Below are 15,483 nucleotides of genomic sequence, written 5' to 3'. Positions count from 1 at the left end.
CTAGCCACCGGCGCGGACCCCGGAAGAGGTCCCAGGTGCCCGCGCTACACTCGCGCCCATGGCCTCCCGCACGACCCGCTTCCCCGCGCCCTCGAGCGCCCTCGGCCGCCTCCTCGCCTTCGTGGGCCTCTCGGCGGTGGCCGGCCTGCTCGTGGCGGCCCTCCTGCTGCCCGTCGCGGGCCTGGCCGGTGTCGCCGCCGCGTCGGGCCGGGAGATGCTGGACGAGCTGCCGGACGAGCTGCCCACGGAGCCGGTCTCCGTGCCGTCGCGCATCCTCTCGGAGGACGGTGAGGAGATCGCCGTCTTCTACGAGGAGAACCGCACCCCGGTCCCGCTGGACGAGATCTCGGAGCACATGCAGCACGCGATCGTGGCCATCGAGGACGAGCGCTTCTACGATCACGACGGCGTGGACGCGCGCGGCCTCATCCGCGCTGCCGTGAACAACGCCACCTCCGACTCCACGCAGGGCGCCTCCACCCTCACCCAGCAGTTCGTGAACAACATGCTGGTGAACGTGCAGCAGATCCGCGGCGACTCCCGCCTCACCCTCTCCGGCTCCAAGAACATCGCGGACAAGGTCAAGGAGATCAAGCTCGCCGTCGCCGTCGAGGAGCAGATGTCGAAGGACGAGATCCTCGAGGGCTACCTCAACATCGTGCTGTTCTCCGGCCGCGCCTACGGGGTCGAGGCCGCCTCGCAGTACGTGTTCGGCAAGTCCGCCGCCGACCTGGAGAGCTGGGAGGCCGCCACGCTGGCCGGCATGGTCCAGTCCCCCACCCGGTTCAACCCGGCCCGCAATCCGGAGGAGGCCACGGAGCGGCGCAACCTCGTGCTGAACGCGATGAAGGACAACGGCTACCTCTCCCAGGAGGAGTACGACCACGCCGTCGCCCAGCCGATGGAGGTGGTGATGGAGTCCCGCCCCTCGGGCTGCCTCTACGCCAAGTTCGGCGCCTACTTCTGCGACTACGTGGAGCGGCAGATCCTTGCCGACCCCACGTTCGGCCCGGACGTCCAGTCCCGCCAGGCCCTGCTGGACCGCGGCGGACTCACCATCCGCACGACGATCGACTCGACGCTCCAGAAGGAGACCGAGAAGAACCTGCGCGCCTCCGTGCCCAACAACGAGTCGCTGGGCGCCGGCCACGCGCTCACCTCGGTGGAGGCCGGCACCGGCAACATCCGCACCATGGCCCAGAACACCGAGTACGCCATCCAGGACGAACTCGGCCACACCTCGCTGAACTTCAATGTGGACAAGCAGTGGGGCGGCGGCCAGGGCTTCCAGGCCGGCTCCACGCTCAAGCCCTTCGTGGCCCTGACGTGGCTGCGCAACGGCAACCGCCTGGTCGACTCCGTGGACGCCTCCCGGAACGTCTACCCCACGGGCACGCGCTTCGCGGCCTCGTGCCGCCCGGGCGGCTACACCACGATCGGCGGCACCTGGCAGTTCAAGAACGTGATCCCCGACATGCTGCGGCAGGTGCGCGTGGACGAGGGCCTCTTCTGGTCCGTGAACACCCCGACCGTCGCCACCGCGTACCAGCTGGACCTGTGCGACATCACGAGCCTCACCACCCAGCTGGGCATCACCCGCGCCCTGGACAGCTCCCCGCTGCAGCCGGACGACCCGTCCTTCCTGCTCGGCAAGGACTCGGTGGCACCGCTGTCCCTGGCCGGCGCGTACGCCGCCATCGCCGCGAACGGCCTGTACTGCGAGCCGCGCGCCATCCTGGAGGTCACGGACACCGCCGGCAACCAGTACGACGTCGCCGACCCGCAGTGCGATCAGGTCATCGACCCGGACCACGTCCGGGAGCTGATGCCGGTCCTGCGCCACATCGGCGGCTTCAACATCGCCGAGGAGGGCGCCGGCTACGAGTTCGGCGGCAAGACGGGCACGAACGACAACGTGTCCTCCACGTGGTTCGTCGGATTCACCAGCGAGCTGGCCACCGCCGTGTGGACCGGCCGCTACAACAACCTGAAGTCCATGACGGGCGAGACCGTCAACGGCGAGGTCCGCAACCCGTTCTACTCGACCTCCATCAACGGCCCGTCCTGGCTCGAGTACAACCAGTTGGCCAAGGAGAAGTTCCCGCCGGGTGAACTGCCCGAGTGGGACGGCCCGCAGTCGGAGGACCCGGGCGAGGCCGGCGAGCACCCGGACGGACGCCAGTTCACCATCGACGACCTGGACCGGGGCGGGCCGCAGCCCCAGGCGGTCCCGGGCTTCTGACCGCGATGCGCCCCGCCGCCTCCCCCGCCCGGCGCATGTTCCGCGCCGCAGCGCCTGCCGCCGCCGGGCTGGCCGCGACGGCGGGCCTCGGCCTGGCCTGGGGCCTCGCCGAGGCCGAGGCCCGGACGGTGCGCACGCACCGACTGGCCGTGCTGCCGGCCGGGTCGGCGCCGCTGCGGGTGCTGCACCTCTCGGACATCCACCTGCTGCCCCGGCACCGGGCCAAGCGGGCGTGGCTGCGCGGATTGGATGCACTCGAGCCGGACCTCGTGGTCAACACGGGTGACAACGTGTCCGCCGCGGCGTCGGTGCCGCTCGTGCTCGACGCGCTCGGGCCGCTGCTGGCGCGGCCCGGCGTGTTCGTGCCCGGCTCCAACGACTACTACGCGCCCAAGGCGGCCAACCCCCTCCGGTACTTCGCGGGCCCCTCGCGCATGGACGCGGACCGGCCCCGGCTTCCCTCCGACGTCCTGTTCGGCGCGTTCCGCGTCGCCGGCTGGGCCGACCTGACGAACCGGGGCGCCGCTCTGGCCGTGCCGACCCGCGCCGGGACCACGCTCGAGGTCCTCGCCGCCGGCACCGACGACCCGCACCTCGGTCTGGACGCCTGGGCTGGCTTCCCCGGCTCCGCGCCCGACGACGGCGCCGGGCGGCCCGGCGACGACGGGCGGTTCCGGCTGGGCGTCACCCACGCCCCGTACCGCCGCGTGCTGGACGCCATGACCGCCGACGGCGCCGACCTGCTGCTCGCCGGCCACACCCACGGCGGGCAGGTGTGCGTGCCGTTCCTCGGCGCGCTCGTCACCAACTGCGACCTGCCCCGCCGACAGGCCTCCGGGGTCTCGACGTGGACGGCCGCGGGGCGGACCGTCCCCCTCGAGGTGTCGGCCGGCCTGGGGACCGCGCCGTCCGCGCCCGTGCGGTTCGCGTGCCGGCCCGAGGCCGTGGTGCTGGACCTGGTCCCGCGGGGCTGAGCCGCCTGTCCCGTCCGCGGCCGCGGGTACAGTGGAGCCCCGTGACCCGCGCCACCTCTCCCGCCGCCTCGTCCCTGCGTGACGCCCTGGGCGGGATCGCACCGTACCTCGAGGGCGTGCGGGCGCGCTGGGTGCTCGGGCTCGCCTCGGCCACGGCGGCGGGCCTCGTGGCCCTGGCCATCCCGCAGGTCATCCACCTGCTCGTGGACACCGTGTTCACGCAGACTGTGCTCGCCGGGCCCTCCTCCCCCGACTCCCGCGCGGACGTATGGCGGGCCGCCGGCCTGCTCACCGTGCTCGGCCTCGCCGAGGCCGCGTTCATCGGCCTGCGCCGGTACTTCATCCTCCCGCCGGCCGCCGGGGTGGAGAACCGGGCGCGCATCGCCCTGTTCGAACGGCTCCAGCGCCTGCCGGTGGCGTTCCACGACGCGTGGCCCTCGGGGCAGCTGCTCTCCCGGGCCCAGGGCGACCTCTCGCTGCTGCGGCGGTGGATCGCGTTCGGCTCGGTCATGCTCGTGGTGGACGTGGTGACCATCGCCGTCGGCCTCGTCCTGCTGTTCCTGCTGTCCTGGCAGCTGGCCCTGCTCTACCTCGCCGCGGCCGTGCCGATCATGTGGGCGTCGTTCGGGTTCCGCAACGACTTCCGCGCCGCGTCCCGGCTCTCCCAGGACCAGGCCGGGGACCTCGCCACGTCCGTCGAGGAGTCGGTGCACGGCATCCGCGTCCTCAAGGCGTTCGGCCGCGGCGCGCACGCCCTCGACGGCTTCCGCGGGCGCGCCCGCACGCTGCAGGGCACCGAGGTGCACAAGGCCTCGGTGCTGGCCCGGTTCATCGCGCTCATCGTGGCCCTGCCGGAGACGGTGCTGGGCCTGGGCCTCGCCCTGGGCCTGTGGCTCGTGGCGACCGGGGAGCTGACAGTGGGCGCGCTCGCCGCCTACTTCGCCACCGCGGCCGTGCTGGCCGGGCCGGTCGAGTCGGTGGGCCAGCTGATGGGCATGACGCTCTCGGCCCGCACGGCGATCGACCGCCACGTGGACGTCCTCGCCACGCCCGTGGACATCGCCTCGCCCACCGGGGAGGCCGCCGTCGTGCCCCCGGCCACCGGCGCGCTCGCGTTCCGCGGGGTGCGCTTCCGCTGGCCGGACGCGGACCCGGGGCGCGGGGAGCGCGACCTGCTCGACGGCGTCGACCTCGAGCTGGTGCCCGGCGAGACGATGGCCCTGGTCGGCGCGACCGGCGCCGGCAAGTCGACGCTGCTGCAGCTGGTCCCCCGGCTGCTCGACGTCACGGCGGGCTCCGTCTGCGTGGACGGGGTGGACGTGCGCCGGATGCCGCTCGAGGAGCTGCGCCGGCGGGTGTCCGTGGCGTTCGAGGACGCCACGCTGTTCTCCGCGACCATCCGGCAGAACGTGCTGCTCGGCGCCCCGGCGGACGTGCTCGCGGACGGCCTCCACTCCCCCGCGGCGGACGCCCTGCTCGACCTCGCGCTCGAGACCGCGCAGGCGGGCTTCGTGGCGGACCTGGCGGACGGCGTCGAGACCGAGATCGGCGAGGAGGGCCTCAGCCTCTCCGGCGGACAGCGCCAGCGGATCGCCCTCGCCCGCGCGATCGCGGCGCGCCCGGACGTGCTCGTGCTGGACGACCCCCTCTCCGCCCTCGACGTGCGCACCGAGGAGGCCGTGACCGCGCGCCTGCGCGAGGTCCTCGACGGGACGACCACCCTGATCGTGGCGCATCGTCCCTCCACCGTGGCCCTGGCGGACCGGGTCGCGGTGCTGGCGGACGGGCGGATCGAGGACGTGGGGACGCACCCCGAACTGCTGGCCCGCAGCGCCGTGTACCGGCACATCATCTCGAGCCGACCGGAGGAGCAGGCATGAGCGCCGCCGACGTGAGCCGCGTGCGCGGCGTGGGGGCCGAAGAGGACCTCGACTACACCCGCGCGGAGCGCCGCCACATCCGGCGCCGGTCCTTCCGGCTGCTCGGCGAGCTCGCGCGGCCGGTCCGGGGGACGCTGCTGCTCACCGTGGTCTTCGTGCTCGTGTCCAACGCGGCGCGGGCGGCCGGGCCGCTGATCATCGCCTGGGCGATCGACGCGGAGCTGCCGCGCGTCGTCGAGGCCGTGCGGGCCGACGAATCCGTCTGGCCCATCCTCGTCCCCGTGGGCGGGGCGTACGTGGCGGCGGCCCTCATCTCCGGCGGCCTCCTGGGGGCGTACACGTGGCTCACCGCGCGGGCGAGCCAGGCCATGCTGCTGAGCCTGCGGCTGCGCGTGTTCCGGCACACGCAGCGGCTGAGCCTCGGCTTCCACGAGCGGTACACGTCCGGGCGGGTGATCTCGCGGCAGACCTCGGACCTGGAGGCGCTGCGGGAGCTGCTGGACCAGGGCGTGTCCTCGCTCGTGTCCGGGCTGATGTTCATGTCGTTCACCGCGGCGTCCATCCTGCTGCTGGACCCGCCGTCGTTCCTCGTGCTGCTGGGTGCGGCCGTGCCGGTGGCGATCGTGACGCGCTGGTACCAGGTGCGGTCCGAGGAGGCGTACCGGCGGTCGCGGGTGTCCTCGGCGCGGTCGATCGTGCACTTCGTGGAGACCATGACCGGCATCCGCGCGGTCCAGGCCTTCCGGCGGGAACGGGACAACGACGCGCGGTACCGCGACTTGGCCACGGCCTACCGGGACGACATGGTGGCCACGCTCAACCTGTTCGGCATCCTGCAGCCGGTGCTCGTGGCGACGGGCAACCTGACGGTGGCGGCGCTGCTCGTGACCGGGGGCCTGCGCGTCCTCGACGGCGACCTCGAGGTGGGGGTGCTCGTGGCGCTCCTGCTGGCCGGACGGCGCGTGTTCCAGCCCATGGAGATGGTGGCGATGTTCTACTCGTCGCTGCAGTCCGCGACGGCGGCGCTCGAGAAGGTCTCCGGCCTGCTCGAGGAGGAGCCCACCGTGGTGGAGGCCGCCGAGCCCACGCCGCTGCCCGGGGCCGACGCGCCGGGGACGGGCGTGGCGTCCGGGCGGGTGGAGTTCCGGGACGCGGTGTTCAGCTACGGACCGGACCGGGTGGTGCTGCCGGAGTTCGACCTCGTGATCCCGGCCGGGCAGACCGTGGCCGTGGTGGGCCAGACGGGTGCGGGCAAGTCGACGCTGGCCAAGCTCATCGCCCGGTTCTACGACGTCTCTGCCGGCTCGCTGACGCTGGACGGGGTGGAGCTGCGCGAGCTCAGCCAGGCGGATCTGCGGCGCAACGTGGTGATGGTGACCCAGGAGGCGTTCCTGTTCTCCGGGTCGATCGCGGAGAACATCGCCCTCGGCCGGCCCGACGCCACCGAGGCCGAGATCCAGGCGGCCGCCCGGGCGGTGGGGGCGCACGACTTCATCCTGGGGCTGCCCGAGGGCTACGCGACCGACGTCGCCAAGCGCGGCGGGCGGCTGAGCGCGGGACAGCGGCAGCTCGTGTCGTTCGCGCGGGCGTTCCTCGCGGACCCCGCCGTGCTGATCCTGGACGAGGCGACGTCGTCGCTGGACCTGCCGAGCGAGCGACTCGTGCAGGCCGGGCTGGAGCGGCTGTTGGGGAACCGGACGGCACTGATCATCGCCCACCGGCTCAGCACCGTCGAGACCGCCGACCGGGTGCTCGTGATGCACGACGGCCGGATCGTCGAGGACGGCAGCCCCGCCGAGCTGGTGGCGGCCGACGGGCGGTTCGCGGCGCTGCACCGGGCCTGGGAGGACTCGCTCGCCTGATGGGTGGCGCGCCCGACGCGCTTTCGAACGTGACAGAGGACATATCTCACGTTCGAAAGTCCGGGTCAGGCGTCGAAGGGGCGGCCCGTCAGGCGCTCGTACGCCTCCACGTAGCGGTCGCGGGTCTTGGCCACGACGTCGGCGGGCAGCTCCGGCGGGGCCTCCCCGCTGGTCTTGTCCCAGCCGGAGTCGGGGCCCGTGAGCCAGTCGCGGACGAACTGCTTGTCGAAGCTCGCCTGGGGGCGGCCGGGCTCGTAGTCCTCGGCGTCCCAGAACCGGGAGGAGTCCGGGGTGAGGACCTCGTCGCCCAGCACCACCTGGCCGGTGGCCGGGTCCACACCGAACTCGACCTTCGTGTCCGCCAGGATGATGCCGGCCTCGCGGGCGATCGCCTCGGCGCGGGCGTACAGGTCCAGGGTGAGGAACCGCAGGCGCTCGGCGGCCTCGGTGCCTACGCGCTCGACCATCTGCTCGAACGTGATGTTCTCGTCGTGCTCGCCGACCTCGGCCTTCGCGGACGGCGTGAAGATCGGCGGGTCGACCCGCGAGCCGTCCACGAGCCCGGCGGGCAGCGGCAGGCCGGCCACCGTGCCCGACGCGCGGTACTCGGCCAGGCCGGAGCCGGTCAGGTAGCCGCGGGCGATGCACTCCACGGGGAACATGTCCAGGCGCTTGACGATCATCGCCCGCCCGGCCACGGCCGCGGGCACGTCCGTGCTCACCACGTGGTGCTCGACCGGCTCGGCGTGGGCCCCGTTGTAGCCCTCGGCCAGCTTCTCGAACCACCACAGGGTCAGCCGGGTGAGGATGGCGCCCTTGTCCGGGATCGGCGGCTCCAGCACGTGGTCGTAGGCGCTGATCCGGTCGGAGGCCACCACGAGCAGCGTCGCGGACCGTCCCGGCTCGGCGTCGGCGGGCTCGTACAGGTCCCGCACCTTGCCCGAGTAGACGTGCCGCCAGCCCGGCAGCTCGAGGGCCTCGGCCCCCGTGAACCCCACGCGCTCCCCGCTCACTTCGCTCCCTCCGTCCCGGGCACGGTGATCTCGCCGCGCTCGGCCTTGAGTCCGATGTCCGTGCGCCACTGGGCGCCGTCGAACCGGATCCGCTCGACGCCCGCGTAGGCGCGCTCGCGCGCCTGGGCCAGGTCCGTCCCGCGCCCGACGACGGCCAGCACCCGGCCGCCCGCCGTCACCACGTCCTCGCCCTGCGCCGCGGTGCCGGCGTGGATCACGTGCACGCCCTCGAGGGCGGCCGCGTCGGCCAGCCCGGTGATCACGTCGCCCCTCGAGGAGGAGGCCGGGTAGCCGGCCGAGGCCATGACCACGTCCACGGCGACGTCGTCGCTCCACTCGAGCCGGCGGTCCGCGCCGAGCCGGCCGGCCGCGGCGTCGGCGAGCAGCCCGCCCAGGGGCGTCTCGAGGCGGGCGAGCACGGCCTGGGTCTCGGGGTCTCCGAAGCGCACGTTGAACTCGATGACCTCCACGCCCTTGGCGGTCACGGCCAGGCCGCAGAACAGCACGCCCGTGAACGGGGTGCCGCGGCGGGCCATCTCGGCGAGCACGGGGCGGGCCACGCGGTCCATCACCTCGTCCGTGAAGCCCTCGGGCAGCCACGGCAGCGGCGTGTACGCGCCCATGCCGCCGGTGTTGGGGCCGGCGTCGCCGTCGTGGATGCGCTTGAAGTCCTGCGCGGGGGTGAGGGCGACGGCGTCCTCGCCGTCGCAGATCACGAAGAGGGAGACCTCGGGGCCGTCCAGGAAGTCCTCGACCACCACGGTGCCGCCGACGGCGAAGCAGGCCTCGGCGTGGGCGAGGGCCTCGGCGCGGTCGGAGGTGACCACGACGCCCTTGCCCGCGGCCAGGCCGTCGTCCTTGACGACGTGGGGGGCGCCGAACTCGTCGAGGGCGGCGGCGGCCTCCGCGGCGGTGGTGCACACGCGGGAGCCGGCGGTGGGCACGCCCGCGGCGGCCATGACCTCCTTGGCGAAGGCCTTGGACGCCTCGAGCTGCGCGGCGGCCTGCGAGGGGCCGAACACGGCGAACCCGGCCTCGCGCAGGGCGTCGGAGACGCCGGCGGCCAGCGGGGCCTCGGGACCGACGACGACGAGGTCGGCCCCCAGCTCGCGCGCGAGCTCCACGACGGCGGCCGGGTCGGTGGCCTCGACGGCGTGGAGGGTGGCCAGGTCGGCCATGCCGGCGTTGCCGGGCGCCGCGTGGAGGGCGCCGACCTGCGGATCACGGGAGAGGGCGGTGAGCAGCGCGTGTTCGCGGCCGCCGTTGCCGAGCACAAGGGTCTTCACGAGCCTCAAGCCTACGCGGTGGCCCTGGCCCGGCCCGGCCCGTGGCCCCTACGGTGGAGCGCATGACGATGCCTCCCCTCCACCACGGTCAGCCCGGCGACGACGGTGACCCCCGTGATCCCCGCCACCGGCCCGGTGCGGGGCTGGGACCCGGGCTGCGGTCGGTCTGGACGTTCGTCGGCGTGATGTTCACGTGCGCCCTGATCGTCTTATGGACGCTGCGGGGGTTCGGCGTCCAGCGCGGCGACCTCAGCCTGCCCGCCGCGCTCGGCGTGCTGGCGCTGGCGGCCGTCGCCGCGGCGGTGATCACCCGGTACGTGCGGCGCCGCTGAGCGGGGCTGGGCCCTCCAGGGTCGGCCGCCCCGGCCTGTCCGTCAGCGGATGATGCGCCGTCGCCGGGCCTCGTCGACGGCGCGGGTGCGGTTGTCCACGCCGAGCTTCTGGAAGATGTGCACCAGGTGCGTCTTCACGGTGGCCTCGGAGATGAACAGCTCCTTCGCGGCCACCTTGTTCGTGGCGCCCCGCGCGATCAGCTCGAGCAGCTGGATCTCCCGCTCGGACAGCACCTCGGAGCCGCCGGACATGCGCCCCATCAGCGTGGCCGCGACCTGCGGGGCCAGCGCCTTGCGTCCCGCCGCCGCCTGCCGCACCGCCGAGGCGATCTCCTCGCTCGGGGCGTCCTTGAGCAGGTAGCCGGCGGCGCCCGCGTTCACGGCCGCCAGGATGTCCGCCTCGGTGTCGAAGGTCGTCAGGATCAGCACCTGCACCCCCGGCCACCGCTCCCGCACCGCGCGGGTGGCGGTCACGCCGTCCATGCCCGCACCCATCTGCAGGTCCATCAGCACGACGTCCACCGCGGGCTCGCCCGCCTCCAGGACGCCGATCGCCTCCGCCCCGTCGGCGGCCTCGGCCACCACGCTCAGGTCCGGGTGTGCCTCGACGACGGCCCGCACCCCCGCCCGCACCACGGGGTGGTCGTCCACCAGCATCACGCGCACGCTCATGCGGTCCCTCGCTCTCGGTCTGCTCGGGATCAGCGCTCCGGCCGGCCCCGGCGGCGGCCAGCGGCACCCGCAGCGCCACCACGGTGCCCTCGCCGGGGGCCGACTCGACGGTGGCCTCGCCGCCCACCGCAGCGAGACGCTCGCGCACGCTCGCCAGCCCCACGCCGGTCCCCGCCCCCGGGTCGGCACCGGCGGCTCCGGCCCGGGGGCGGGCCGCGACGACGGCCGGGTCGAACCCCGCGCCGTCGTCGGCCACGTCCACCGTCAGCTCATCACCGAGGTAGCCCAGCGTGACCCGGGCGCGCCGAGCGCCCGCGTGCGCGCCCACGTTCGCCAGGGAGGCCTGCACGGCTCGCAGCACCGCGGTCTCCACGGCCTCGGCGACCGCGACCGGCTCCCCCACGACCTCGACGTCCGCAGCCACGGGCGTCCCGGCGGCGGCCTGCCGGTCGGCGAACCCGGCGACCGCGCGTTCGAGCGCCTCGATGAGGGACGGTGCCCCGGTGCCGCGCAGGTCGCGGACGAAGCGGCGGGACTCGGCGAGGTTCTCGGCGGCCGTGGCGCGTACGGTCTCCATGCGCTGCCGGGCGAGGGCGGGGTCGGCGGCGTCGAGCGCGTCCTGGGCCGCGCGCGAGACCAGCACGATCGAGGCCAGCCCCTGGGTGAGGGTGTCGTGGATCTCGCGGGCGAGCCGCTCCCGCTCGGCGCTCACCCCCGCCCGGTGCTCGGTGCGCGCGAGCTCGGCCTGCGCGGCGCGCAGCTGCTCGGCCACGGCACGCTGGCGCTCGGACTCGGCGTGCAGGGCGCGGTACGCCCCGGAGAGCACCACGGCCACGGCGGCGCCCACCAGCGGACCAATGACGGCCGGCACCCGCACGCCGCCGGCGCCCGCCGCCATCCCGGCCACCACGACGACGGCCATCGCCACCACCAGCGCGGGCCCGACCACGTGGCGCACCCAGGCCTGCCGGGCCACCCGGTCGACCACGTGCAGGACGACGAAGAAGAGGGGGAAGGCGACCCACGCGAAGTCGCTGTGGTGGGCCACGAGCAGGCCCCACAGCAGCAGCACCAGGGCCAGCCAGGCGACCGCCGGACCGCGGCCGACGTCGTCGCCCCGGGCCCACCGGCGCCGCTCCAGCACGGTCCCGGCCAGGTAGACGCCCGCCAGCGCGGCGGTCAGCAGCACCAGGGTGGTGGCCGGGAACGGACCGGAGGACGCCTCCGGGGACCGGTCCGCGAGCGCGCGCGCCAGCCCCACGGTGAGCAGCGCGGCGAACGTGACGTGCAGGGCCACGCGCAGGCCGGCGAGCACGGCAGTGGTGCCGGTCTCGGTGGGCGCGGCGGCGCGGGGTGCGACGGACATGGCTCCACCCTAGGGCGCACCCCGGACACGACGACGGCCCGCGGCCCCGGGGCCGCGCCGCCCCGGGGCCGCGCCGCCCCGTCGCCGGAATCAACCATTCGGTTGACCGGGTCCAGCCGCCGCGGGCGATGTGGCGACCCCTGCCCGCGCGAGACCGTGGAGGCAACCTCAGGACAGACCTCTCCAGGAAAGGACGCGCCCCGTGTTCCTCGCACTCCGCGACCTCCGCTTCGCCACCGGACGGTTCGCCCTCATGGGCTCCGTGGTGGCCCTCATCAGCCTGCTGCTCGTCATGCTCTCCGGCCTCACGGCCGGCCTGGGCGGGCAGAACACCGCCGCGATCGACCGCCTCGGCGAGCAGGGCGTGCAGCGTCTGGTCTTCGGCGGCGCGGCGGGCCAGGAGCCCACCGCGTCGTTCACCCAGTCCGAGTTCACCGTGGCCCAGCGCGACGCGTGGGCGGCCACGGACGGCGTGGCCTCCGTCGAGCCGCTCGGTGTGAGCCAGGGCCGGGCCATCGGCCTCGAGCACCCCGTGGACACGGACCCGCAGGGCCGCGCGGACGTGTCCGGCGAGCCCACCACCGGCGTGGCCACCACCGCGTTCATCGGTCTCACCCCGGGCGGCTCCGACGCGCCGGCCGGCGTCGAGCCCGGGCAGATCGTGCTCAGCCAGGACGTGGCCGACTCCCTCCACGCGCAGGAGGGTGACGCCGTCGCGGTCTCCGGCTTCGTCTACACCGTGGCCGACGTCGTGCCGACCGAGTACTACTCCCACTCCCCCGTGACGTGGCTGGCGCTCGAGGACTGGAACGCCATCTCGCACACCGCCGACGACGCGGTGCTCGGCACCGCCGGCCTGGTGCGCTTCGACGCCGGCGCCGACGTCGACGCCGTGGCCGCCGCCGGTGACGACGCCGCGGGCACCGTCGCCGAGACCGTGAAGGGCTCCTACGCCGCCCTGCCCAGCTACCGGTCCGAGAACGGCTCCCTGATGACCATGCAGGGCTTCCTGTACGGCATCTCGGCGCTCGTGGTGATCGCGTTCCTGTCCATCTGGACGGTGCAGCGCACCCGCGACATCGCGGTGCTCAAGGCCCTCGGCGGCTCGAACGGCTGGGTGCTGAAGGACTCGCTCGCGCAGGCCGCGTTCGTGCTCGTCGGGGGCGTGGCCGTGGGCACCGGGCTGGCCGCCGTGGTCGGCGCGTTCGCGGGGCGGGCCGTCCCGTTCGAGCTCTCGTGGGCCACCACCGCGGTGCCCGCCGCCGGGGTCCTCGTGCTCGGCATGCTCGCCGCCGTCGTCGCGGTCTACCGCGTCACCCGGATCGACCCGCTGGTCGCCCTCGGCGGCAACTGACCGCCCCGACGACGGCGCCGCCCGGCGCCGTCGTCCCCCTCGGCTCCGCCTCGCCCCCGCCTGGAGAAAGGACCTCCCCATGACCACCCTCACCGCCCCGCAGGCCGACCTCGACGCCCTCCGCACCCCGGCCGCCGCGGCCGCCCACCGCGTCGCCGGCGAGCGCCCCGCCGCCGCGGCCGACGCCACCCCCGCGCTGTCCGTGCGCGACCTCGTGCTGGAGTACCCGGACGGCGAGCGCGGCGTGCTGCGCGCCCTGGACGAGGTGAGCCTGGACCTGCTCCCCGGCACGTTCACCGCGATGGTCGGCCCGTCCGGCTCGGGCAAGTCCTCCCTGCTGGCGGTGGCCGCGGGCCTGGTGACGCCCACCTCCGGCTGCGTGTCCGTGGCCGGCCGCGAGATGGCCGGGCTGTCCCGGAAGGAGCGCACCGCGCTGCGCGGCCAGGAGATCGGCATGATCTTCCAGCAGCCCAACCTCATCCCGTCCCTCACGGCGGCCGGGCAGCTGGAGCTGACCGTGCACCTGGACCGTGACGCCACCCGCGCCGACCGCAGGGCCGCCAAGGCGCGGGCCCTGGAGCTGCTCGAGCGTGTGGACCTGGCCGACCAGGCCGGCAAGCGCCCGCACCAGCTCTCGGGCGGTCAGCGGCAGCGCGTGAACATCGTGCGCGCGCTGATGGCCTCGCCGACGCTGCTGCTCGTGGACGAGCCCACCTCCGCGCTGGACCGCGAGCGCTCGGCCGCCGTCGTGGACCTGCTGGGCACGCTGACCCGCGAGGAGCAGGTGGCGACGCTCATGGTCACGCACGACCACGAGTTCCTCTCCGCCACGGACCGCACCCTGACCATGGTGGACGGGCGGCTCTCCGCGGAGTGAGCCGGTGATGCCGCCGGACCTGACCCGGCCCACCGGCCCCGGACGCCCGGCGCGTCTGGGGCCCTCGCTACCCTGGACCGCATGACCCACGCCACCGTCGCCCCCGCGGGCGAGACCTTCGCCCTGTCCGACGCCGTCGAGCTCGTGGAGACCGTCCGCAACGGCTTCGTCGAGTCCCGCACGGCGGGCGCCGCGGTCGTGACCGGCCCCGACGGGCGGGTGCTGGCCGGGCTCGGCCCCGCAGACGCGCTGATCTACCCGCGCTCCACGCTGAAGCCGTTCCAGGCCATCGCGTCGCTGCGCCACGGGGCGGCGCTGGCAGGTGAGGCCCTGTCCATCGCGTGCGGCTCGCACCGGGGCACGCTCCGGCACCAGGCGCTGGCCGAGCGCATGCTCGCGGACGCCGGCCTCGACGCGTCCGCCCTGCGGTGTCCGCCGGCCTGGCCCGCGGACACCTCCGAGGTCGTGGCCCAGGTCCGCCGCGACGGCGAGGCCGCCGCCGCGACCCCGCTGGCCTTCAACTGCTCCGGCAAGCACGCCGGCTTCCTCGCGGCCTGCGCGGCATCCGGGCACGACGTCGCCACGTACCTCGACCCGGCGCACCCCCTGCAGCGCGAGGTGGACGCGGTGATCGCCGAATACTGCGGCGAGCCGGTGGCCCACACCGGTGTGGACGGCTGCGGCGCCCCCGCCGCCGTCATCTCGCTGGCGGGCCTGGCCCGCGGCATCGGGCGGGTCGCCGCGGCACCCGGCCGCGCCGACGCGGACCCGCACGCGGCCGCCGTCGCCACCGCGATGCTCGAGCACCCGTGGGCCGTCCACGGGGAGACGAGCTCCAACACCGTGGTGATGCGCGAGCTCGGCCTGCTCGCCAAGGCGGGCGCGGACGGCGTCCTCGTCATGGCCGCGCCGGACGGCACGGCCGTGGCCGTCAAGGCGCTCGACGGCGGCACGCGGGCCGGCGACCTGGTCGCGCTCGCGCTGCTGGCCCGGTTCGCCCCGGACCACGTGGACCGGGCGACGCTGCCGGGCGTGCTGGCCGCCGTCGTGCCCCCGGTGCTCGGCCGGGGTGAGCCGGTCGGTGAGATCCGCCTGGCCGCGCCGGTGCGGGACCTCGTGGGGGACGTCCTGCCGGCCTTCGAGGCGCGGGCGTGACCACCGGCTCCGTGCCCCGCCGCCGGGTGCCTGTCGTCGAGGGCCACGCGGCGCTGCTGGCGTGGGCACGCGCCCACGAGGAGGACCCCGCGGCGGCCGCCGCGCTGCCGCGCCCCACGCGGGCCATGGCGGTGCGCTTCGCGCTCGAGGAGCTGGCGACCCGCGTGCCCGGGAACTCGGTGGAGGTGCGCGTGCCGCCCTTCGGCGTCGCCCAGTGCCTCCCCGGGCCCCGGCACACCCGCGGCACCCCGCCGAACGTCGTGGAGATGGACGCCGTGACATGGCTGTCCCTGGCGACGGGACTGACGTCCTGGGAAGAGGCGACGGCGGCCGGCGGCGTGCGCGCCTCGGGCGTGCGGGCCGACCTCGGCGCGCATCTGCCGCTCGTGCGGCCGTGAGCGAGCGGTGTCCGGCAGTCCTCTCGGCGACACCGACCGTTCGAACGTCGGCACCGTTCCTCGTCGCGGGAT

At 74.9% G+C, this 15,483-nt stretch carries 12 protein-coding genes and 1 pseudogene; 9 read left to right on the top strand and 4 right to left on the bottom strand.

The features are described from left to right. Window positions 1-58: 58 nt before the first annotated feature. The 4 genes from OVA32_RS04085 to OVA32_RS04070 are packed head-to-tail and all read left to right on the top strand — an operon-like array spanning window position 59 to window position 6,958. Complete coding sequence (locus OVA32_RS04085; protein ID WP_267715370.1) at window positions 59-2,242, top strand: transglycosylase domain-containing protein; 2,184 nt, start codon at window positions 59-61, stop codon at window positions 2,240-2,242. Between the two features lie 5 nt (window positions 2,243-2,247). After that, on the top strand, window positions 2,248-3,216 hold the full coding sequence (locus tag OVA32_RS04080) for a metallophosphoesterase (protein ID WP_020628327.1): 969 nt from the start codon (window positions 2,248-2,250) through the stop codon (window positions 3,214-3,216). A 41-nt stretch (window positions 3,217-3,257) separates the two neighbouring features. Then, complete coding sequence (locus tag OVA32_RS04075) at window positions 3,258-5,096, top strand: ABC transporter ATP-binding protein (RefSeq protein ID WP_036314269.1); 1,839 nt, start codon at window positions 3,258-3,260, stop codon at window positions 5,094-5,096. Beyond that, entirely contained in the window at window positions 5,093-6,958 is a 1,866-nt protein-coding gene (locus OVA32_RS04070) for an ABC transporter ATP-binding protein (RefSeq protein ID WP_036314267.1), read from the top strand. Before OVA32_RS04075 ends, OVA32_RS04070 begins: the two co-directional genes overlap by 4 nt. A gap of 65 nt (window positions 6,959-7,023) precedes the next feature. Here OVA32_RS04070 and OVA32_RS04065 read toward each other — a convergent pair whose 3' ends face one another. Together OVA32_RS04065 and purD are read right to left on the bottom strand one after the other, a co-directional pair. Continuing rightward, window positions 7,024-7,971, bottom strand: coding sequence for a phosphoribosylaminoimidazolesuccinocarboxamide synthase (locus OVA32_RS04065; protein ID WP_095353862.1), 948 nt, complete (start codon window positions 7,969-7,971; stop codon window positions 7,024-7,026). Beyond that, window positions 7,968-9,257, bottom strand: a complete 1,290-nt coding sequence (purD, locus tag OVA32_RS04060) for a phosphoribosylamine--glycine ligase (RefSeq protein ID WP_267715365.1) — start codon at window positions 9,255-9,257, stop codon at window positions 7,968-7,970. The genes OVA32_RS04065 and purD overlap by 4 nt, the downstream gene beginning before the upstream one ends. 62 nt (window positions 9,258-9,319) lie before the next feature. On the opposite strand from purD, the gene OVA32_RS04055 reads away from it, so the two are divergent. Further along, window positions 9,320-9,589, top strand: coding sequence for a hypothetical protein (locus tag OVA32_RS04055; protein WP_267715363.1), 270 nt, complete (start codon window positions 9,320-9,322; stop codon window positions 9,587-9,589). A gap of 42 nt (window positions 9,590-9,631) precedes the next feature. Here the strand turns inward: OVA32_RS04055 and OVA32_RS04050 are convergent, their stop codons facing one another. Next, entirely contained in the window at window positions 9,632-10,261 is a 630-nt protein-coding gene (locus OVA32_RS04050; protein ID WP_020624423.1) for a response regulator, read from the bottom strand. Between the two features lie 67 nt (window positions 10,262-10,328). Continuing rightward, window positions 10,329-11,159, bottom strand: a pseudogene (locus OVA32_RS11630) (sensor histidine kinase); the annotation flags it as partial. A gap of 670 nt (window positions 11,160-11,829) precedes the next feature. On the opposite strand from OVA32_RS11630, the gene OVA32_RS04040 reads away from it, so the two are divergent. The 4 genes from OVA32_RS04040 (at window position 11,830) to OVA32_RS04025 (ending at window position 15,411) form a co-directional block, all read left to right on the top strand. Further along, on the top strand, window positions 11,830-12,981 hold the full coding sequence (locus OVA32_RS04040) for an ABC transporter permease (RefSeq protein WP_049146829.1): 1,152 nt from the start codon (window positions 11,830-11,832) through the stop codon (window positions 12,979-12,981). A 79-nt stretch (window positions 12,982-13,060) separates the two neighbouring features. Next, entirely contained in the window at window positions 13,061-13,858 is a 798-nt protein-coding gene (locus OVA32_RS04035; protein WP_267715359.1) for an ABC transporter ATP-binding protein, read from the top strand. 81 nt (window positions 13,859-13,939) lie between these two features. Beyond that, on the top strand, window positions 13,940-15,013 hold the full coding sequence (locus OVA32_RS04030) for an asparaginase (protein WP_049146831.1): 1,074 nt from the start codon (window positions 13,940-13,942) through the stop codon (window positions 15,011-15,013). Beyond that, a complete protein-coding gene (locus OVA32_RS04025) occupies window positions 15,010-15,411 on the top strand; it encodes a sterol carrier family protein (protein WP_210079003.1) in 402 nt (133 codons plus the stop codon). The genes OVA32_RS04030 and OVA32_RS04025 overlap by 4 nt, the downstream gene beginning before the upstream one ends. Window positions 15,412-15,483 lie beyond the last annotated feature (72 nt).

The organism is Micrococcus sp. SL257 (assembly GCF_026625585.1).
In the GTDB taxonomy this organism is placed as follows: domain Bacteria; phylum Actinomycetota; class Actinomycetes; order Actinomycetales; family Micrococcaceae; genus Micrococcus; species Micrococcus luteus.
This window is presented reverse-complemented; position numbering and strand designations above follow the sequence as displayed.